This window comes from Pseudomonas sp. GW823-FHT02C02, assembly GCF_058797635.1.
In genome coordinates this window covers 125,255-143,296 of record NZ_JBXAJV010000011.1, presented here as the reverse complement: position 1 = coordinate 143,296, position 18,042 = coordinate 125,255, and the positions used below count along the sequence as shown (strand labels likewise).

Annotated in this window: 17 protein-coding genes; 8 read left to right on the top strand and 9 right to left on the bottom strand. The window is 59.8% G+C overall.

From position 1 onward, the window contains the following. The first annotated feature begins 52 nt into the window (after window positions 1-52). Window positions 53-2,374, top strand: a complete 2,322-nt coding sequence (locus AC1ROI_RS20370) for a hybrid sensor histidine kinase/response regulator (RefSeq protein ID WP_077747913.1) — start codon at window positions 53-55, stop codon at window positions 2,372-2,374. On the opposite strand, the gene AC1ROI_RS20365 is transcribed toward AC1ROI_RS20370, so the two are convergent. The 3 genes from AC1ROI_RS20365 to msrB all read right to left on the bottom strand — a co-directional run bounded on the left by AC1ROI_RS20365 (window position 2,358) and on the right by msrB (window position 3,896). Then, window positions 2,358-2,819 carry a MarR family winged helix-turn-helix transcriptional regulator gene (locus AC1ROI_RS20365; RefSeq protein ID WP_010461278.1) on the bottom strand — a complete coding sequence of 154 codons (462 nt, stop codon included), beginning with the start codon at window positions 2,817-2,819 and terminating at the stop codon, window positions 2,358-2,360. The two genes, AC1ROI_RS20370 and AC1ROI_RS20365, sit on opposite strands and share 17 nt — an antisense overlap. Continuing rightward, window positions 2,816-3,301 (bottom strand): glutathione peroxidase, encoded by a 486-nt coding sequence (locus AC1ROI_RS20360; RefSeq protein ID WP_010461280.1) that lies wholly within the window; start codon window positions 3,299-3,301, stop codon window positions 2,816-2,818. Before AC1ROI_RS20360 ends, AC1ROI_RS20365 begins: the two co-directional genes overlap by 4 nt. A 199-nt stretch (window positions 3,302-3,500) precedes the next feature. Beyond that, window positions 3,501-3,896 (bottom strand): peptide-methionine (R)-S-oxide reductase MsrB, encoded by a 396-nt coding sequence (msrB, locus tag AC1ROI_RS20355; RefSeq protein WP_077747914.1) that lies wholly within the window; start codon window positions 3,894-3,896, stop codon window positions 3,501-3,503. A 226-nt stretch (window positions 3,897-4,122) separates the two neighbouring features. Here msrB and AC1ROI_RS20350 point away from each other — a divergent pair, with 226 nt between their 5' ends. Continuing rightward, entirely contained in the window at window positions 4,123-5,334 is a 1,212-nt protein-coding gene (locus AC1ROI_RS20350) for a pyridoxal phosphate-dependent aminotransferase (RefSeq protein WP_010461284.1), read from the top strand. Between the two features lie 316 nt (window positions 5,335-5,650). Then, entirely contained in the window at window positions 5,651-6,538 is an 888-nt protein-coding gene (gene htpX, locus AC1ROI_RS20345; protein ID WP_010461286.1) for a protease HtpX, read from the top strand. 134 nt (window positions 6,539-6,672) lie between these two features. Here the strand turns inward: htpX and AC1ROI_RS20340 are convergent, their stop codons facing one another. After that, on the bottom strand, window positions 6,673-7,329 hold the full coding sequence (locus AC1ROI_RS20340) for a thiopurine S-methyltransferase (RefSeq protein WP_102593946.1): 657 nt from the start codon (window positions 7,327-7,329) through the stop codon (window positions 6,673-6,675). A gap of 103 nt (window positions 7,330-7,432) precedes the next feature. Here AC1ROI_RS20340 and AC1ROI_RS20335 point away from each other — a divergent pair, with 103 nt between their 5' ends. Continuing rightward, window positions 7,433-8,200 (top strand): DODA-type extradiol aromatic ring-opening family dioxygenase, encoded by a 768-nt coding sequence (locus AC1ROI_RS20335; protein WP_102593947.1) that lies wholly within the window; start codon window positions 7,433-7,435, stop codon window positions 8,198-8,200. Window positions 8,201-8,386: 186 nt separating this feature from the next. Here the strand turns inward: AC1ROI_RS20335 and AC1ROI_RS20330 are convergent, their stop codons facing one another. Then, complete coding sequence (locus tag AC1ROI_RS20330; RefSeq protein ID WP_008146183.1) at window positions 8,387-10,060, bottom strand: DEAD/DEAH box helicase; 1,674 nt, start codon at window positions 10,058-10,060, stop codon at window positions 8,387-8,389. A gap of 434 nt (window positions 10,061-10,494) precedes the next feature. On the opposite strand from AC1ROI_RS20330, the gene AC1ROI_RS20325 reads away from it, so the two are divergent. Continuing rightward, window positions 10,495-11,286, top strand: coding sequence for a crotonase/enoyl-CoA hydratase family protein (locus AC1ROI_RS20325; protein WP_102594033.1), 792 nt, complete (start codon window positions 10,495-10,497; stop codon window positions 11,284-11,286). Window positions 11,287-11,424: 138 nt separating this feature from the next. Here AC1ROI_RS20325 and AC1ROI_RS20320 read toward each other — a convergent pair whose 3' ends face one another. Then, window positions 11,425-12,180 (bottom strand): spermidine synthase, encoded by a 756-nt coding sequence (locus tag AC1ROI_RS20320; protein WP_010461296.1) that lies wholly within the window; start codon window positions 12,178-12,180, stop codon window positions 11,425-11,427. A gap of 149 nt (window positions 12,181-12,329) precedes the next feature. Between AC1ROI_RS20320 and AC1ROI_RS20315 the strand changes: the two genes are divergently transcribed. After that, entirely contained in the window at window positions 12,330-13,676 is a 1,347-nt protein-coding gene (locus tag AC1ROI_RS20315; RefSeq protein WP_083374701.1) for a class II 3-deoxy-7-phosphoheptulonate synthase, read from the top strand. Window positions 13,677-13,766: 90 nt separating this feature from the next. On the opposite strand, the gene AC1ROI_RS20310 is transcribed toward AC1ROI_RS20315, so the two are convergent. Together AC1ROI_RS20310 and AC1ROI_RS20305 are read right to left on the bottom strand one after the other, a co-directional pair. Continuing rightward, complete coding sequence (locus tag AC1ROI_RS20310; RefSeq protein ID WP_102594032.1) at window positions 13,767-14,996, bottom strand: winged helix-turn-helix domain-containing protein; 1,230 nt, start codon at window positions 14,994-14,996, stop codon at window positions 13,767-13,769. Between the two features lie 64 nt (window positions 14,997-15,060). Then, window positions 15,061-15,276 carry a DUF1127 domain-containing protein gene (locus tag AC1ROI_RS20305; protein ID WP_010461302.1) on the bottom strand — a complete coding sequence of 72 codons (216 nt, stop codon included), beginning with the start codon at window positions 15,274-15,276 and terminating at the stop codon, window positions 15,061-15,063. A 96-nt stretch (window positions 15,277-15,372) separates the two neighbouring features. Between AC1ROI_RS20305 and AC1ROI_RS20300 the strand changes: the two genes are divergently transcribed. Then, complete coding sequence (locus tag AC1ROI_RS20300) at window positions 15,373-16,227, top strand: LysR family transcriptional regulator (protein ID WP_010461304.1); 855 nt, start codon at window positions 15,373-15,375, stop codon at window positions 16,225-16,227. On the opposite strand, the gene AC1ROI_RS20295 is transcribed toward AC1ROI_RS20300, so the two are convergent. Next, a complete protein-coding gene (locus AC1ROI_RS20295) occupies window positions 16,217-16,951 on the bottom strand; it encodes a sulfite exporter TauE/SafE family protein (protein WP_042932884.1) in 735 nt (244 codons plus the stop codon). The two genes, AC1ROI_RS20300 and AC1ROI_RS20295, sit on opposite strands and share 11 nt — an antisense overlap. Before the next feature lie 124 nt (window positions 16,952-17,075). Here AC1ROI_RS20295 and AC1ROI_RS20290 point away from each other — a divergent pair, with 124 nt between their 5' ends. Continuing rightward, complete coding sequence (locus tag AC1ROI_RS20290) at window positions 17,076-18,032, top strand: LysR family transcriptional regulator (RefSeq protein ID WP_083374703.1); 957 nt, start codon at window positions 17,076-17,078, stop codon at window positions 18,030-18,032. The last annotated feature ends 10 nt before the right edge of the window (window positions 18,033-18,042 follow it).

Below are 18,042 nucleotides of genomic sequence, written 5' to 3'. Positions count from 1 at the left end.
ATGATCGACTATGCTTGAGCAGCGAAGGGAAACGGAAGTGGTTCAACACCCCATGGATATCAAATTCACCCACCGGCTGTCATACAAGCAAGCCAGGCTAACCGTGCTTGTCGGTTTCATTCTGGGCACGCTGCTCAGTCTGCTGCAAATAGGCATCGATTATGCCAGCGAAGACGCCTCCATCAACCGTGAAATACTGTCTTTACTGGAAATCAGCCATAACCCCGCGTCCCGCATCGCCTACAACATCGACGCCGAACTCTCCCAGGAACTGACCATGGGCCTGTTGCGCTCGCCGGCGATCATCGGTGCGCAATTGACTGACAACAACGGCACCGTCCTGGCCAGCGTCAAACGCCCGACCCTGCAAAGCAATTATCGGATGATCAGCGACTTCCTGTTCGGCGCCAACCGCCAGTTTGAAGACCGCCTCTACCTCGATCACTTGCCGAACGAATCACTCGGCACCTTGCGACTGGAAGTCGATACCTACGCCTTCGGCAGCCGTTTCCTGCGCCGGGCCGAGGTGACGCTGCTCAACGGCTTCGCTCGCAGCCTGATCCTGACCGGCATCCTGTTGGCGCTGTTCTACGTGATGCTGACGAAGCCGCTGGTGCGGGTCATCCGCGAACTCAGCGGGCGCGATCCGCGTAGCGCGGAACCGACCTGGCTGGAATACCCGAGCGGACATAAAAACGATGAAATCGGTGTGCTGGTCAAAGTGGCCAACCAGCAGTTCGAAAACATCGCCACCGAAATCCAGCAGCGGCGCAACGCCGAAAACCGCCTGACAGACTACCTCGGGCAACTGGAAAACATCGTCTCGGCCCGCACCGCGGAGCTCAAGGCGATCAATGCCCGGCTCAGTCAATCCAACCAGGAGCTGGAAGTCGCACGAAGCACCGCCCTCGATATGGCCGAAGCACGCTCGGTGTTTCTCGCCAATATGAGCCATGAAATCCGCACACCGCTCAACGGCCTGCTGGGCATGATCGCGCTCTCGCTGGACGGACCGCTCACTGCCGAACAACAGCAACAGCTGTCCATTGCCCATGACTCGGGCAAAGTGCTGGTGGAACTGCTCAACGATATTCTCGACCTGTCGAAATTCGATGCCGGCCAGCTCGAACTCGAACACATTCCGTTCGACCTCGGGTCGCTGATCGAAGACACCGCCAATCTGCTGTCGCAGAACGCCGCGCCCAGCGTCGAGTTGACCTGCCTGATCGATCCGCACTTTCCGGCGTTGGTGCTGGGGGATCCGACCCGCGTCCGGCAGATCGTCAGCAACCTGTTGTCCAACGCCCTCAAGTTCACCCGTTTCGGTCGGGTGGATGTGCGCCTTTCAACCTTTGAAGATGGCGTCAGAATCGAAGTCTGCGACACCGGTATCGGGATTGCCCAGGATGCTCAGGTCAAAATCTTCCAGCCTTTCACGCAGGCCGGCGCCGGCATAACCCGCCAATTTGGCGGCACCGGGCTGGGCCTGGCGCTGACCTATAACCTATGCGAAGCGATGCAGGGGCGGCTGACCATCAGCTCGGAAGCGGGTTTCGGCAGCCAGTTCTGCGCCGACCTGCCGTTGCCCTGCCACACCCGGGCCATCGCCCCACAGCCGTTACCGGGCAAGGTCATTGCCGTCACCGCGGCCAACAGCGGCCTGGCGGAACTGCTGAAAAACCTGTTGCCCGGCTGGGGGCTCGACTATCAGCAACGGTCCATCGATGACTCGTTCATCGGCCTCGACCCGGACGTGCTGATCACCGACTGCCCCGAATGCCTGTTTGGCCTGCGCCCGACCCTCGACGCGCCTATCTTGCTGGTGACCGCCTATGGCAGCTTCATGCCCAGTGAAGAAGCCAACGCCCTGGCGCCCCTGCAACAGCAGGCTCGTCCTTTGGCGCGCAATGCGCTGTACCAGACATTGCGCCGGGTGCTGCTGCCCGAAAGCAACCTGATCAACGGTGCCCGGGTCGAAAACCTTACCCCCCAACGACGCGGACGTGTCCTGCTGGTCGAGGACAACCCGGTCAATCAATTGGTGGCCAAGGGCATGCTCGGCAAACTCGGTTGCGAGGTGATCGTCGCCGCTCACGGTGCCGAAGCCCTGGATCAGCTTGAGCACAGCGAATTCGACCTGGTGCTGATGGACTGCAACATGCCGGTGATGGATGGCTATGAAGCCAGCCGACAAATCCGTCGCAGCGGGCGCTGGCCACAACTGCCCATCGTGGCCTTGACTGCCAACGCCATGTCCGAGGAACGCGAACGCTGCCGTGTGGCGGGCATGAGCGATTACCTGGCCAAGCCCTTTCGCCGAGAAGAACTGGCCGCGTTGCTCGACCTGTGGATACCGACTACGACAGCGCTTTGATTTGCCCCAGCAGGTGATCGAGACCGTCGCGCAGATCATGCAGGCGATCCAGATCGACGCCGCTGTCGCACAGCAACCGGGCCTTGAGCGGCCCGACCTGATCACGCAAAGCCTTGCCGGTCGGCGAAAGACTCAGGTGCACTTCTCGCTCATCGCGCGCCGAACGCTGGCGCTGCACCAGTTGCAGCTGCTCAAGGCGCTTGAGCAACGGCGTCAGGGTGCCGGAATCCAGCGCCAGGCGTTCGCCCAGCGCCTTGACCGTCGGCTGCTCCGGCGCCGTTTCCTGCCATTCCCACAACACCAGCATCGCCAGGTATTGCGGATAGGTCAGGCCCAGTTGATCGAGCATCGGCTTGTAGGCGCGGATCACCGCCCGAGAAGCCGCATACAGCTTGAAGCAGAGCTGGCTGTCGAGCTTCAGCGAATCGACGGACAGGGTGTTCATTTGAGCAGGGCTTCGATCTCGCGGCTCAGGTCCTGCGGCTTGGTTGCCGGAGCGAAGCGCTTGACCAACTGGCCGTCCTTGCCGATCAGGAACTTGGTGAAGTTCCATTTGATGCCCTGGGAGCCGAGCACGCCCGGTGCACGTTTCTTCAATTGCACAAACAGCGGATGAGCACCGGCACCATTGACGTCAATCTTCTTGAACAGCGGGAAGGTGACACCGAAGTTCAACTCGCAGAACTCGGAAATCGCCCCTTCGTTACCCGGTTCCTGCTTGCCGAACTGATTGCAGGGAAAGCCGAGCACCACCAGGCCTTGATCCTTGTAGGTCTGCCACAATTCTTCGAGGCCTTTGTATTGCGGGGTAAAACCGCACTTGCTGGCGGTGTTGACCACCAGGACGGCTTTGCCGGCGAAATCGGCCAGGGTTTTCTGATCACCTTTGATGGTGGTCACCGGGATGGTCAGCAGGTTGTCGCTCATGGGTTTGGCTCGAATTGACGGAACAAGCCATGAACATAGCGAGCAATTGAATTGTGTGCAATTTAAATGTGCGGGGGCGCCGGATATCTCCGGATATCTGTAGGAGCTAAGCCTGCTCGCGAAGGCGTCGGGTCAGTCACCATCGGTGCTGAATGTTGAGACGCCTTCGCGAGCAAGCTTCGCTCCTACATGGCTCGCATTACTCGCGCGATACCAGGTCCAGGCACACCGAATTGATGCAATAACGCAGACCGGTCGGCGGCGGGCCATCCGGGAACACGTGCCCCAGGTGCGCGTCGCATTTGGCGCAAACCACTTCAGTGCGGATCATGCCGTGGCTGACATCACGGATCTCGACCATGGCGCTGTCGCCGATCGGCGCGTAGAAGCTCGGCCAGCCGCAGCCGGAGTCGAATTTGGTTTTGGAGTCGAACAGCGGCTCGTTGCAGCAGATGCAGTGATAGACACCGTCAGTTTTGGTGTCGTTGTATTTGCCGGAGAACGGCCGTTCGGTGCCCTTGAGACGGCAAACGTTGTACTGCTCTGGATCGAGCATCGCCTTCCATTCTTCCAGGGTTTTATCCAACTTTTCCATCGTCACACCTCAGCAGCTGAAAAAGCCCGATCTGTACCTTTTCCACGGATCGGGCGGCACGTATGATTGCGCCTCGTCAAACGCCAGTCTGGCAGCCAGACCACGCGCATTCAAACGGATTTATGGGTGCTGCATCTCAAGGCGTCAGGCCTGTGTGAATACGCAGGATTCCCAGTACGGTAGTTCATACGCCGCCTGGATCGTTCATTTTCGGGAACACATCGCCATGCAGGTCAGCAAATCGAACAAGCTCGCCAACGTCTGCTACGACATTCGCGGCCCAGTGCTCAAGCACGCCAAACGCCTGGAAGAGGAAGGTCATCGCATCCTCAAGCTGAACATCGGCAACCCGGCGCCCTTTGGTTTCGAAGCGCCGGACGAAATCCTCCAGGACGTGATCCGCAACCTGCCGACCGCTCAGGGTTACAGCGACTCCAAAGGCCTGTTCAGCGCGCGCAAGGCTGTCATGCAGTACTACCAGCAAAAGCAGGTGGAAGGTGTCGGCATTGAAGACATCTACCTGGGCAACGGCGTTTCCGAGCTGATCGTGATGTCGTTGCAGGCATTGCTGAACAATGGCGACGAAGTGCTGGTGCCAGCGCCTGACTATCCCCTGTGGACGGCTGCCGTGAGCCTGTCCGGCGGCAACCCGGTGCATTACCTGTGCGACGAGCAGGCCAACTGGTGGCCGGACCTGGCCGACATCAAGGCCAAGATCACCCCGAACACCAAGGCCCTGGTGATCATCAACCCGAACAACCCGACCGGCGCCGTGTATTCGAAAGAAGTGCTGCTGGGCATGCTGGAACTGGCACGCCAGCACAATCTGGTGGTGTTCTCCGACGAGATCTACGACAAGATCCTGTACGACGATGCCGTGCACATCTGCACCGCCTCCCTGGCGCCGGACCTGCTGTGCCTGACCTTCAACGGTCTGTCCAAGTCGTATCGCGTGGCCGGTTTCCGTTCCGGCTGGATCGCCATTTCCGGTCCGAAGCACCACGCCCAGAGCTACATCGAAGGCATCGACATGCTGGCCAACATGCGCCTGTGTGCCAACGTGCCGAGTCAGCATGCAATCCAGACCGCTCTCGGCGGTTACCAGAGCATCAATGACCTGGTGTTGCCGCACGGTCGCTTGCTGGAACAGCGCAATCGCACCTGGGAACTGCTTAACGATATTCCGGGCGTGAGTTGCGTGAAGCCGATGGGGGCGTTGTATGCGTTCCCGCGGATCGATCCGAAAGTCTGCCCGATCCACAATGACGAGAAGTTCGTGCTCGACCTGCTGCTCTCCGAAAAACTGCTGGTGGTGCAAGGCACGGCCTTCAACTGGCCTTGGCCGGATCACTTCCGTGTCGTGACCTTGCCACGGGTGGACGAACTGGACATGGCCATTGGCCGGATCGGTAACTTCCTCAAATCCTACCGCCAGTAAACTGAACTTCACCGTGCGACACGTGCATCGGTCGCACGGTGATTAATTCAGCAACATATCTTTGCCCCCTGTCAGCCATCACTGCTCCTGTCGCTTACTGAAGCCACGTTTTGGGGCCGCGTCTAACAACGACGGGGCCTGAGAGGCGAATTGGCTGTCAAACACCTCCCGCATCGCCGTCGGAATTGCCCTGCAAGCAGCTAGACTGTTGCTGTAGGACACAGTTTGAAATAGTCACTCGGTTGAATAGCCCGGTGCAGCACCTTATATACCCCGCAGTACGCTACATCTTTAGCATGAGGAGATTTCTACAACCATGATGCGCATCCTGCTGTTTTTGGCCACTAACCTGGCGGTCGTGCTGATTGCCAGCATCACCCTGAGCCTTTTCGGCTTCAACGGGTTCATGGCGGCCAACGGGGTTGATCTCAACCTCAATCAGCTGCTGATTTTCTGTGCGGTCTTTGGTTTCGCCGGTTCCCTGTTCTCGCTGTTCATCTCCAAGTGGATGGCGAAGATGAGCACCAGCACCCAAATCATCAGCCAGCCGCGCACACGTCACGAGCAATGGCTGCTGCAAACCGTCGAGCAACTGTCCCGCGAAGCCGGGATCAAGATGCCCGAAGTCGGGATTTTCCCCGCCTACGAGGCCAACGCGTTCGCCACGGGCTGGAACAAGAACGACGCACTGGTCGCGGTCAGCCAGGGTCTGCTCGAACGTTTTTCGCCGGATGAAGTGAAAGCGGTCCTGGCCCACGAGATCGGCCACGTAGCCAATGGTGACATGGTCACCCTGGCGTTGATCCAGGGCGTGGTGAACACCTTCGTGATGTTCTTCGCCCGGATCATCGGCAACTTTGTCGACAAGGTGATCTTCAAGAACGAAGAAGGCCAGGGCATCGCCTACTATATCGCGACGATCTTCGCCGAACTGGTCCTGGGCATTCTGGCCAGCTCCATCGTCATGTGGTTCTCGCGCAAACGTGAGTTCCGTGCCGACGAAGCCGGTGCACGTCTGGCCGGTACCAGCGCAATGATTGGTGCCTTGCAACGCCTTCGTGCCGAACAGGGCCTGCCGGTGCACATGCCGGATACGCTGAATGCCTTTGGCATCAACGGCGGCATCAAACAAGGGTTCGCTCGTATGTTCATGAGCCACCCGCCGCTGGAAGAGCGTATTGACGCGTTGCGTCGTCGGGGCTGATAGCTCTCGCACTACGCCTTAAAAGAAAAGGCCCGCAGTGAATGCGGGCCTTTTTTTGTCTGCTGATTTTTGCGGTGTTCATTCGGGCCCCATCGCGAGCAAGCTTGCGATGGTCCAGTGAAGCCACTACAAATCTATCGGATGGAAACCCGATAAACCCGCTCTTCAAGCCGAGTAACGCCACTTTCGATAAACTTCCAGCTCTCGCCCAATACGTCCTGGTCTTCCAGAATCTTCAGCTCCCAGGTTGCCCCGAACAACCGTTGCACTTCGTCATCGGGCACGGCAAACGGTGGGCCTTCCTTCTGTGCCTGGTCGTAATCCAGAGTAATCAAAAGCCCCAGCGAATCCTTCGGCAGAATCCGCTTCAAATGCTCGGCGTATTGCTCACGCATCGTCGGCGGCAACGCGATCAATGCCGCGCGGTCATACAGCGCGCTGCAATCGGCGACATCGCCGGCCGTCAACGCGAAGAAGTCGCCGCACCAGACCTCGATCGAACCCGCCCGATAGACCGTGAAAGGCCCCTGGTCGCTGACGTCCGGATCAAATTGATGCTCGTGGAAGAAGTCTTCCACCGCCTTTTCCGACAATTCGATGCCCAACACCTCGTGACCGCATTTCGCCAGCCAGAGCAGATCCAGGCTTTTCCCACATAGCGGCACCAGGACGCGCGCGCCCTCCTCCAGGCCCAGCTGCGGCCAGTAACGTTGCAGATATGGATTCACTTCCGGCAGGTGAAAGCCGATCTGATTCGACGTCCACCGCTTGTGCCAAAACTCCGGCTGCATAATTAATCCCGAAAATTCGATCAAAAGACCCTAAAACTTATATTAGATTTAGATCAATGATCTGACTGAAGATGCTGCCATCTTACCCCTCAGGAGCTCTTTCATGTTCCCCAGCCTGTACATATCCCATGGCTCGCCCATGTTGGCACTGGAACCGGGTGCCAGCGGGCCCGCCCTCGCTCGCCTGGCCGCCGAAATGCCGAAACCGAAAGCCATCGTGATCGTCTCTGCACACTGGGAAAGTAACGATTTGCTGGTCAGTGGCAATCCCCGGCCTGAAACCTGGCACGATTTCGGCGGCTTCCCGAAAGCACTGTTCGAAGTGCAATACCCGGCGCCCGGCAATCCTCAACTGGCTGGCGAGGTGGTCGAGTTACTGCAGGCCGACAACCTGCCGGCACGGATCGATACCAAACGCCCCTTCGACCACGGCGTCTGGGTGCCTTTGTCGTTGATGTATCCGCAGGCCGACATCCCGGTGGTGCAAGTCTCGCTGCCCACCCGTGGCGGCCCTGCCCTGCAAACCCGGGTCGGCCATGCCTTGGCCAGCCTGCGCGAACACGGCGTGTTGTTGATCGGCTCCGGCAGCATCACCCATAACCTGCGCGAACTGGACTGGCACGCCGGCCCGGAAAGCGTCGAACCCTGGGCCAAGGCGTTCCGCGACTGGATGATCGAGAAACTCGAAGCGAACGACGAAGCCGCGTTGCACGACTATCGTCAGCAAGCTCCGAATGCTGTGCGGAACCATCCGAGTGACGAGCATCTGCTGCCGCTGTACTTTGCCCGCGCGGCCGGGGGTGAGTTCAGCATTGCGCATCAGGGTTTCACCATGGGTGCGCTGGGCATGGATATTTACCGCTTTGGCTGACAGGTAGACCGAGTCGTCCTCATCGCGAGCAGGCTCGCTCCCACAGGGAAACGCATTCCAATGTGGGAGCGAGCCTGCTCGCGATGGGGGCGACTCCGCTCAAAAGCCGGGCAGAAACAGCAGGCAAAAAAAATCCCCGAACCAGTCGGGGATTTTTTATGTTCGATCAATCAGCCCGAGAGCGGATCAATCTTCGCGATAGCGACGCAGCTTCAACTGCTTACCGGCAACGCGAGTGTCCTTCAGCTTGGTCAGCAGACGCTCCAGACCATCTTCCGGCAGCTCGACGAGGCTGAAGCTGTCACGCACCTGGATGCGACCGATTGCTTCGCGAGCCAGGCCACCCTCGTTGAGGATAGCGCCCAGCAGGTTCTTGGCAGCGATGCCATCGCGCGCACCCAACGCAGTACGGCAACGAGCACGACCTTCGGCCAATGGAACCGGAGCACGACGCTCACGATCACCACGGTCCGGACGATCACCGGTGCGCTCTGGACGATCGCCACGCGGCGCGTTGTTCGGCACCAGTGGACGTTCTTTCTCGATCGCGGCCAGGGTCAGCGCCTGAGCGTTGGTTGCCTTGCGCAGCAGAGCAGCGGCCAGTGCACGCGGGGTGCAACCGATGTCGGCAGTCAGGCGATCCAGCAGATCACCGTGGGTCGATTCAGCATCAGCTACCAGTGGCGACAGGCTGTTGGTCAGTTTCTTGATGCGGGCATCGAGAACGGCCTGAGCATCCGGCAGGCGGACTTCGGCAACTTTCTGACCGGTTACACGCTCGATCACTTGCAGCATGCGGCGCTCACGCGGAGTCACCAGCAACAGTGCACGACCTTCGCGACCGGCACGGCCAGTACGGCCGATACGGTGAACGTAGGACTCTGGATCGTACGGCATGTCAACGTTGAATACGTGAGTGATGCGCGGAACGTCCAGGCCACGAGCAGCAACGTCGGTCGCCACAACGATGTCCAGACGGCCATCCTTGAGGGATTCGATCACGCGCTCACGTTGGTTCTGAGCAATGTCACCGTTCAGCGCAGCGGCTTTGTAGCCTTTGGCTTCCAGGGCACTGGCCAGGTCCAGGGTCGCTTGCTTGGTGCGCACGAACATGATCAGGGCGTCGAAGTCTTCCACTTCCAGCAGGCTCAATACAGCCGAGGTCTTCTGGTCAGCGTGAACCAACAGGTGAGCCTGTTCGATCGCGGTAACGGTCTGAGTCTTGGTCTGGATCTTCACGTGTTGCGGATCGCGCAGATGGCGTTCGGCAATGGCACGGATCGACTGCGGCAGGGTGGCCGAGAACAACACGGTCTGACGGGTTGGCGGCAGAGCCTTGAAGATAACTTCGAGGTCGTCCATGAAACCCAGTTTGAGCATTTCGTCCGCTTCGTCCAGAACCAGGTGGTTCACGGTCGACAGGACTTTTTCGTCACGACGCAGGTGGTCGCACAGACGGCCCGGTGTGGCGACAACGATCTGTGCGCCATTACGGATTGCTTTCAGTTGTGGGCCCATCGGGGCGCCGCCGTAAACGGCCACAACGGTAACGCCCGGCATTTGCTTGGCGTAGGTTTCGAAAGCGGTTGCTACTTGCAGCGCCAACTCACGGGTTGGCGCCAGGATCAGGGCTTGCGGCTCGCGCTTAGCAGGATCGATGCGGTGCAGGATCGGCAGGGCGAACGCGGCGGTTTTACCCGTACCGGTTTGCGCCTGACCAATCATGTCGTGACCGGCCATGATGATCGGGATCGATTGCTGCTGAATAGCCGAAGGCTCTTCGTAGCCAGTCGCGATGACGGCTGCAAGAATGTTCGGATTAAGATTAAAAGCGGCGAAGCCGCCGGTTTCCTGGGTCATGGGTCTGCCTCTAAGTGCATCCGCAAAGACCCATGCTCCAAAGCTGCGCATGCCGTGTAAGACTCAAGAGTCGCCCTGGCTGCTTTGTCGGCGGGGATTTGCGAAAACGAATGAATGAAAAAGATTCGTCAAGGGAGAGTCCGCTGTGCGGACGTGCAGCCGAAGCTGACTTCGGGAAATTGCGCTACCTAAACGCGGCCCGGTTAAAGGCCGGCGCGCACTATACCGGAAATCGCCCAAAAAGGGAGCATTATTTGTCGGAAAACTGACGTATACACCGTTATGTCACACGCTTTGCAGATAATCGTGCAACGGTCTATTTTTCAAAGGCCCGGCCCTGCTGGCGATGGCGCTAAAACGGTTCATCCTTGTGACGCAGACCAGCGGTTTTGACCCGCGGCCTGGCACACCCTTCCCGCCCGAGGAAATGCTCCATGAATCAGCCCGACTCCAGTCGTGTCACCCGTGAAAAACACGGCCATGTCCTGATGATCGGCCTGGATCGGGTGGCCAAGCGCAATGCCTTCGACCTCGATCTGCTCAACGCACTGAGCCTGGCTTACGGCGAGTTCGAGGCCGACAGCGAAGCGCGGGTGGCGGTGGTGTTCGCTCATGGCGAGCACTTCACCGCCGGGCTCGACCTGATCAATGCCAGTGCGGCCCTGGCCGAAGGCTGGCAGGCACCGCTCGGCGGTTGCGATCCGTGGGGCGTGTTTGCCGGGCCCCGGGTGAGCAAACCGGTGATTGTCGCCGCGCAAGGCTACTGCCTGACCATTGGCATCGAGTTGATGCTGGCCGCCGACATCAACCTCTGCGCCAGCAACACCCGATTTGCGCAGAAGGAAGTGCAGCGCGGGATCTTCCCCTTCGGCGGTGCCACGTTGCGCCTGCATCAAGTCGCCGGCTGGGGCAATGCCATGCGCTGGCTGCTGACTGGCGATGAATTTGATGCGCATGAAGCGTTGCACTTGGGGTTGGTGCAGGAAGTCATGGCCAGCGAGGATCTGCTGCCACGGGCCATTGAATTGGCTGAGCGGATAGCCCGTCAGGCACCGTTGGGGGTTCAGGCGACGTTGATGTCTGCCCGGCAGGCGCGATACGAAGGGGAAACTGCGGCGGCGCAGGCATTGCCGCCGTTGGTGAAGAAGTTGTTGGCGAGTGAGGATGCCCGGGAAGGTGTGCGGTCAATGATCGAAAAGCGGCCGGGCATCTTCAAGGGCTGCTGACAGATTTGCTTTTGTGGCGAGGGGGCTTGCTCCCGCTGGGCTGCGACGCGGCCCCAAAATCTTCGCAATCAATGCAAATCTTGTGAGTGCTGCGCACTCAAGCGGGAGCAAGCTCCCTCGCCACAAGGCCTCATTGCATCAAGTCGCCGGGCGAATCGCCTTGATCAACGACTGCAACGAATACCCCAACCGCGGCGCCAGCCCTTCGGCCCGGGCAAGCAGTCCATTCATGTCCAGTTCCTGATCCAGCTCCGAAGGCACGATCAGAATCACGTTGCCCTCCTTCACCGGCAGCTCCCAGTAATGCCGGTGATAGAGCCCGCGCAACAATGCAGCACCCAAGGGTTTGCCGTCGTCGGTGGCCCATTGATTGATCACCAGCCAGCCGCCCGGATTCAAGCGTTTCTGACAGTTTTCCAGGAAGCTCCAGGCCAGATGCCCGACACCGGGACCGACATCGGTATAAAGGTCGACGAAAATCAAGTCCGCCGGTTCAGCGGTATCGAGCAACTCCAGCGCATCGCCGACGCGGATGTACAAACGCGGATCATCATCGAGCCCCAGGTATTCGATGGCCAGACGCGGTACGTCGGGGCGCAATTCGATGGCTTCGACATCTTCAAGGGGCAGAAACTTGAGGCACGCCTGGGTCAGCGTGCCGGCGCCGAGGCCAAGAAACAGCGCGCTTTCCGGCTGTTCGTGGCACAGCGCGCCAATCAGCATCGCCCGGGTGTAATCGTACTCGAGCCAGCTCGGGTCAGCCGTGAACACGCAGCTCTGCTCGATGGCATCACCGAACTCGAGAAATCGGTAATCGGCCACCTCCAGCACGCGAATCACGCCGAACTCATCCTGTACCTCGGCGAGCAAATGCTCGACGCGCTCCTCAGTCATTTCGTCTCCTGATCGTCGCCTGGCCCGGCAACGCGATAATCCGCAACATGAAGCGGCAAAGGCGCGATTGTCCGCGAAGCAACCGGAACAGGTCACGCACTAATTTGCTGATAACATGAACGTCCGAGCGTAAAACAACCGAGACCGTGATGAGCCAACCCTGGAGCCCTGACAGCTGGCGCGCCCTGCCGATCCAGCAACAACCCCTTTACCCCGACGCCGCGCATTTGCGTCATGTCGAGCAGACCCTGGCCAGCTACCCGCCGCTGGTGTTTGCCGGTGAAGCCCGGGAGTTGCGCCGTCAGTTCGCTGAAGTCACCCAGGGCCGCGCGTTTCTGTTGCAGGGTGGCGATTGCGCCGAAAGCTTCGCCGAGTTCTCGGCCGCAAAAATTCGCGACACCTTTAAAGTCCTGCTGCAGATGGCGATTGTCATGACCTTCGCCGCGGGTTGCCCGGTGGTCAAGGTCGGGCGCATGGCCGGCCAGTTCGCCAAGCCTCGCTCGGCCAACGATGAAACCATCGACGGTGTAACCCTCCCCGCCTACCGTGGCGACATCGTCAACGGCATCGGTTTCGATGAAAAAAGCCGCGTACCGGACCCGGAGCGCTTGCTCCAGTCCTACCACCAGTCCACCGCAACCCTGAACCTGCTGCGCGCTTTCGCCCAAGGCGGTTTTGCCGACCTGCATCAGGTGCACAAATGGAACCTGGACTTCATCGCCAACTCGGCGCTGGCTGAAAAATACAGCCACTTGGCCGATCGCATCGATGAAACCCTAGCCTTCATGCGCGCTTGCGGCATGGACAGTTCGCCACAACTGCGCGAAACCAGTTTCTTCACGGCCCACGAAGCGCTGCTGCTGAATTACGAAGAAGCCTTCGTGCGCCGCGACAGCCTGACCAACGATTACTACGATTGCTCAGCGCACATGCTGTGGATCGGTGACCGCACCCGTCAGCTCGACGGCGCCCACGTCGAATTCCTGCGTGGCGTGAATAATCCGATCGGGGTAAAGGTCGGCCCCAGCATGAATCCCGAAGACCTGATTCGCCTGATCGACGTGCTGAACCCGGACAACGACCCAGGCCGCTTGAATTTGATCGCACGCATGGGCGCGAACAAGGTTGGCGATCACTTGCCGGCGTTGATCCGCGCGGTGCAGCGTGAAGGCAAGCAGGTGCTCTGGAGCTCGGACCCGATGCACGGCAACACCATCAAGGCCAGCAGCGGTTACAAGACCCGCGACTTTGCGCAGATCCTCGGTGAGGTGAAGCAATTCTTCCAGGTTCATGAAGCGGAAGGCAGTTACGCCGGCGGTATCCACATCGAGATGACCGGGCAGAACGTGACCGAGTGCATTGGTGGTGCCCGGCCAATCACTGAAGACGGGTTGTCGGACCGTTACCACACCCATTGCGATCCGCGGATGAATGCCGATCAGTCGCTGGAATTGGCGTTCCTGATTGCCGAGACGCTGAAGCAAGTTCGGCGCTGAATCGCGTCGCGCCATTCGCGGGCAACGGCCTCGCGCCTACAGGATTGCGTTGAATCAGTAGGAGCGAGGCTTGCCCGCGGAGGCGCCCGCTCAGACACCCTGAATCTGTGCCAACGCCACCCGCAAGCGCGCGCCACTCGCCCGCGGGCAATTGAGCTGAACCTGCTCAAGCCCCAGCCAATCCGCCATTTGCCGCAGATTGCCCGCCAACGCCAGCATCCCCACCTCGTCCAGCCCTGGCTCCTCTTCATGCACGGCATGCACCGCCAGCCGGCCCAACGCTCGTTCGGCACGCAGATCAACCCGCGCGGCAATCCGTTCATTGTGTAAAAACGGCAGTACGTAATAGCCGTAGACCCGTTTGTCCTGGGGCGTGTAAATCTCCAGTCGATAACGGAAATCGAACAACCGCTCGGTGCGGCTGCGCTCCCAGATCAACGAGTCAAAAGGTGATAGCAAGGCACTGGACTCGACCTTGCGCGGCACTTTCGGCTCGGGCAAGCAGTAGGCCGGTTGACGCCAGCCCTGAACCTCGCAGGCCAGTAATTCACCCGTCTCTATCAGTTCAGCCAGACGCGGCCGGCTGTCTGCCGGGTTCAGGCGAAAATAATCGCGCAGGTCCTTTTCCGTGCCGACACCTAATGCCGTCGCCGCATGCAGCAACAGCCCGCGCTGGGCCTCGGCCTCACTGAGCAAAGGCTGTTGCAGAACCGCTGAAGGAATCACCCGCTCCGGCAAATCATACAACCGCTCGAATCCGCGGCGACCGGCGACCGTGACTTCACCGGCGGCGAACAGCCATTCCAGCGCATGTTTTTCTGCGCTCCAGTCCCACCATGGCCCGGCCCGTTCCTGGCGGGTCGACAGACTTCCAGCCCCCAGAGCGCCAAGTTCCTGCACCGAGGCCAGCACTCGGCGAATCGTGTCCTGCTGCTCGCGACCGAAACGCGCCAGTTGCTGGTAGATGTCTTCGCCACGCGTTGCACGCTGCATGCGCCAGCGCATCAAGGGGTACATCGACATAGGCAGCAACGAAGCTTCATGGCCCCAATACTCGAATAACGTGCGACGTCGGCCCTGACTCCAGGCAGCCTGATCGAGCAAATCGGGGGAGTAATTTCCGAGGCGGGAAAACAAGGGAAGGTAGTGCGAACGCACCAACGCATTGACCGAATCGATCTGCAGAATGCCCAGCCGTTCGATCAGCCGGTTGAGCTGAACCGGTTTGATCGCCGCTGGCGGTTGCCGCCCGTTGAACCCTTGGGCGGCCAGCGCCAGACGTCGAGCCTGTTTGTTGGAAAAGGACAGCGTTGCGGGCATGAATACCTCCGTGTCTGCTCGCAACCTACCTCACCAGAGAGGGGTTTGTGTAGCGATGGCCTCATCATTTATGCATCGGATCATCCCAGAACGGCCTGACCGATTCATGTTCGACATCGGCACGACTCACGCCAATGTCCTTCAGTGCTTCGTCGCTCAAACTTGCCAGCAGTTCACGTTCACGGTGAAGTTCGTACCAGCGACTAAACTTGTGCAGCAGATCGGATACCGCGTGGATTGAGAATTTTTCTTCCGTTACATGCTCGTTATGACCTTTCATCTTGTTGCCCTCCTTTAGGGATGGCTCAAGTCTCGCCTCAGCGCTAAGATCAATCCAACGAATGTTTCTGATGGTAACCATCTCGGAGATTGATGGATGTCGGCGTACCCAAGTATCGATACTGACGTGCTGCGCACCTTTGTCGCCATTGCCGACCAGGGTGGTTTTACCCGTGCCGGTGAAATGGTCAACCGCACGCAGTCAGCGGTGAGCATGCAGATGAAGCGTCTGGAAGAAGACGTGTTGCAGCGCCAACTGTTCGAACGTGATGGACGCCAGGTCAAGTTGACTGCCGAGGGCCAGGTATTGCTGGGTTACGCGCGGCGCATCCTCAAACTCCACAGCGAAGTTTTCAACACCCTGCGCGAGCCGCACATGGTCGGCACCGTACGCATCGGCACGCCCGACGATTATGTCATGCGTTTCCTGCCGGGGATCCTGTCGCGTTTCGCCAAGTTCTACCCGCTGATCCAGATCGAGGTTCACTGCGAATCAACCAAACAACTGTTGCAACGCCAGGACCTGGACTTGTCCATCGTCACCCGCGAGCCCGGTACTGAAATCGGCCAGTTGCTGCGCAAGGAGCGTTTCGTCTGGGCCGAAGCACAATGCTTCAACGCCCACGAGCAGACGCCATTGCCCCTGGCGATGTTCAACAGTGATTGTTTCTGCAGGCTGTGGGCGTGTAATGCGCTGGACGCCATGGGGCGCGATTACCGCATCGCCTACAACAGTTCGAGCCTGTCGGCGTTAATGGCTGTGGTCAGTGCGGGCCTCGCGGTAACTGCGCAACTGGAAAGCCTGATCACGCCGGACATGCGCATCCTGGGGGAAGCCGAAGACCTGCCGCTGTTGCCGGAAGCCTGCATCATGCTGGTGCGCAATCTGCACAACCCGTCCCCGATCACCGAGTGCCTGGCCGAGCACATCGTCGAAGGCTTCAAACTTTAAACGCGAGCATCACCGCGCACAGCACCAGGAAACCGCAGAACAACCCGCGCAATAGCCGCTCCGGCATGGCGTGGGCGATCTTCACGCCCCAGCTGATGCTCATCAACCCGCCGACAGCCAACGGCAACCCGATCATCCAGTCCACTTGGTGATGCACGGCGTAAGTCACCAGTGTGACGCCGGTGCTGGGCAGAGCCAGGGCCAGCGACAAGCCTTGGGCCACCACCTGAGAGGTGCCGAACAGGCTGGTCAGCACCGGCGTCGCCACCACCGCACCGCCAACCCCGAACAACCCGCCCATGGTGCCGGATGCCGCGCCCAGTACGCCCAACCATGGCCAGGAATAACGCATTTGTGCAGAGGCCGGTGCGTTGGCGGTGAACATGCGCACCAGGTTGTAGGTCGACAGGGCAATCAGAAATGCAACAAACCCCACGCGCATGGTTTGCGCGTCAATGCCTACCGCCCAGATCGACCCGATCCAGGCGAAGCAGAAGCCCATTGCGGCCAATGGCAGTGCATGGCGCATTTCGATGCGGTTGCGCTGGTGATAGCGCCACAACGCCAGCATCACGTTGGGCACCACCATGACCAACGCCGTGCCCTGGGCAATTTGCTGATCGAGCCCGAACAGCACGCCTAGTAGCGGAATCGCGATCAAACCACCGCCAATGCCGAATAGCCCACCGAGAGTTCCCAGGGCGGCGCCGAAGACCAGATACATCACAAACTCAATCACAGGCGATTTTCCTTTTATCAGGCCATTCATCCTACGCAGTCGGCGCTGGCGGGGAAACGCACAGCAACGCACAATGGCTGTGCCAACTTCGCACAAGCGCTGACACACCATGAACCCGAATCAATTGACCGATCAACTCGGCCTGTTCCTTGATGTGCTGGAAACGGGGAGCTTTTCCGCGGCCTCCCGGCGACATCCGCTGACGCCTTCGGCGGTGGCGCGACGTATCGACAGCCTGGAAAACGCAGTCGGCAGCCAGTTGTTCATTCGCAGCACCCACGCGGTGCGTGCTACTCCTGCTGGCCTGGCGTTCGCCGAACGGGCGCGACGGATTGTGGCGGAACTGCGCCTGGCCCGCGCCGAAGCCGTATCCCTGAGCAGTGCACCGGAGGGCTTGATCCGCATCGATGCGCCAGCGGCGTTCGGCCGACGGCACTTGGCGCCGGTGATTGCCGACTTCCTGATGCTCTATCCGGGCCTCGACGTGCAATTGCATTTGATCGACAGTTTTGTCGACATGCAGGGGCTGAACCTGGGGAAGGTGGATCTGGTGCTGCGCGCAGGTCAAATGGCCGACACCCGTCTGGTGGCCACGCCGCTGGCAAGTATGGTGCGCATTGCCTGTGCCAGCCCGCAATACCTGAAACGCCGCGGCGTCCCGACCGAACCGGCGCAGTTGATCGAACATGACGGCCTTGACTGGGACGGCCTGGCCCCACCCTTTGCCTGGCGCTTTGAGCGCGACGGGCACCTGCACCTGCATCGCCCGGCGCGCATCCGCATGAGTGCCAACAATGCCGAAGCACTGGTCTGTGGGGCGTTGGCGGGGCTGGGCATCGCGCATTTGCCGACCTGGCTGGCCAGCGAGTACCTTTTGCGTGGCGAGTTGCTGCCGCTGTTTTGTGAAAACGGCTTGCCTCCACCGGAGACCACCGGCATCTATGCATTACGTCTTGAGCAACAACCCAACTCCCGAAGCCGCTTATTGCTGGAGTATCTGAAAACCCGCTTCAGCCCGATTCCGCCGTGGGACCTGGCACTGCAAAACACCCTGGACCGGCATTAGTCTAGAATTG

Coding starts and splice junctions, on each gene's coding strand:
- AC1ROI_RS20310 (WP_102594032.1), bottom strand. CDS start 14,996: ATGCCCGCAACGCTGTCCTTTTCCAACAAACAGGCTCGACGTCTGGCG.
- msrB (WP_077747914.1), bottom strand. CDS start 3,896: ATGGAAAAGTTGGATAAAACCCTGGAAGAATGGAAGGCGATGCTCGAT.
- AC1ROI_RS20370 (WP_077747913.1), top strand. CDS start 53: ATGGATATCAAATTCACCCACCGGCTGTCATACAAGCAAGCCAGGCTA.
- AC1ROI_RS20365 (WP_010461278.1), bottom strand. CDS start 2,819: ATGAACACCCTGTCCGTCGATTCGCTGAAGCTCGACAGCCAGCTCTGC.
- AC1ROI_RS20295 (WP_042932884.1), bottom strand. CDS start 16,951: ATGTATCTGGTCTTCGGCGCCGCCCTGGGAACTCTCGGTGGGCTATTC.
- AC1ROI_RS20320 (WP_010461296.1), bottom strand. CDS start 12,180: ATGACTGAGGAGCGCGTCGAGCATTTGCTCGCCGAGGTACAGGATGAG.
- AC1ROI_RS20325 (WP_102594033.1), top strand. CDS start 10,495: ATGAATCAGCCCGACTCCAGTCGTGTCACCCGTGAAAAACACGGCCAT.
- AC1ROI_RS20335 (WP_102593947.1), top strand. CDS start 7,433: ATGTTCCCCAGCCTGTACATATCCCATGGCTCGCCCATGTTGGCACTG.
- AC1ROI_RS20290 (WP_083374703.1), top strand. CDS start 17,076: ATGAACCCGAATCAATTGACCGATCAACTCGGCCTGTTCCTTGATGTG.
- AC1ROI_RS20315 (WP_083374701.1), top strand. CDS start 12,330: ATGAGCCAACCCTGGAGCCCTGACAGCTGGCGCGCCCTGCCGATCCAG.
- AC1ROI_RS20330 (WP_008146183.1), bottom strand. CDS start 10,060: ATGACCCAGGAAACCGGCGGCTTCGCCGCTTTTAATCTTAATCCGAAC.
- AC1ROI_RS20305 (WP_010461302.1), bottom strand. CDS start 15,276: ATGAAAGGTCATAACGAGCATGTAACGGAAGAAAAATTCTCAATCCAC.
- AC1ROI_RS20360 (WP_010461280.1), bottom strand. CDS start 3,301: ATGAGCGACAACCTGCTGACCATCCCGGTGACCACCATCAAAGGTGAT.
- htpX (WP_010461286.1), top strand. CDS start 5,651: ATGATGCGCATCCTGCTGTTTTTGGCCACTAACCTGGCGGTCGTGCTG.
- AC1ROI_RS20340 (WP_102593946.1), bottom strand. CDS start 7,329: ATGCAGCCGGAGTTTTGGCACAAGCGGTGGACGTCGAATCAGATCGGC.
- AC1ROI_RS20350 (WP_010461284.1), top strand. CDS start 4,123: ATGCAGGTCAGCAAATCGAACAAGCTCGCCAACGTCTGCTACGACATT.
- AC1ROI_RS20300 (WP_010461304.1), top strand. CDS start 15,373: ATGTCGGCGTACCCAAGTATCGATACTGACGTGCTGCGCACCTTTGTC.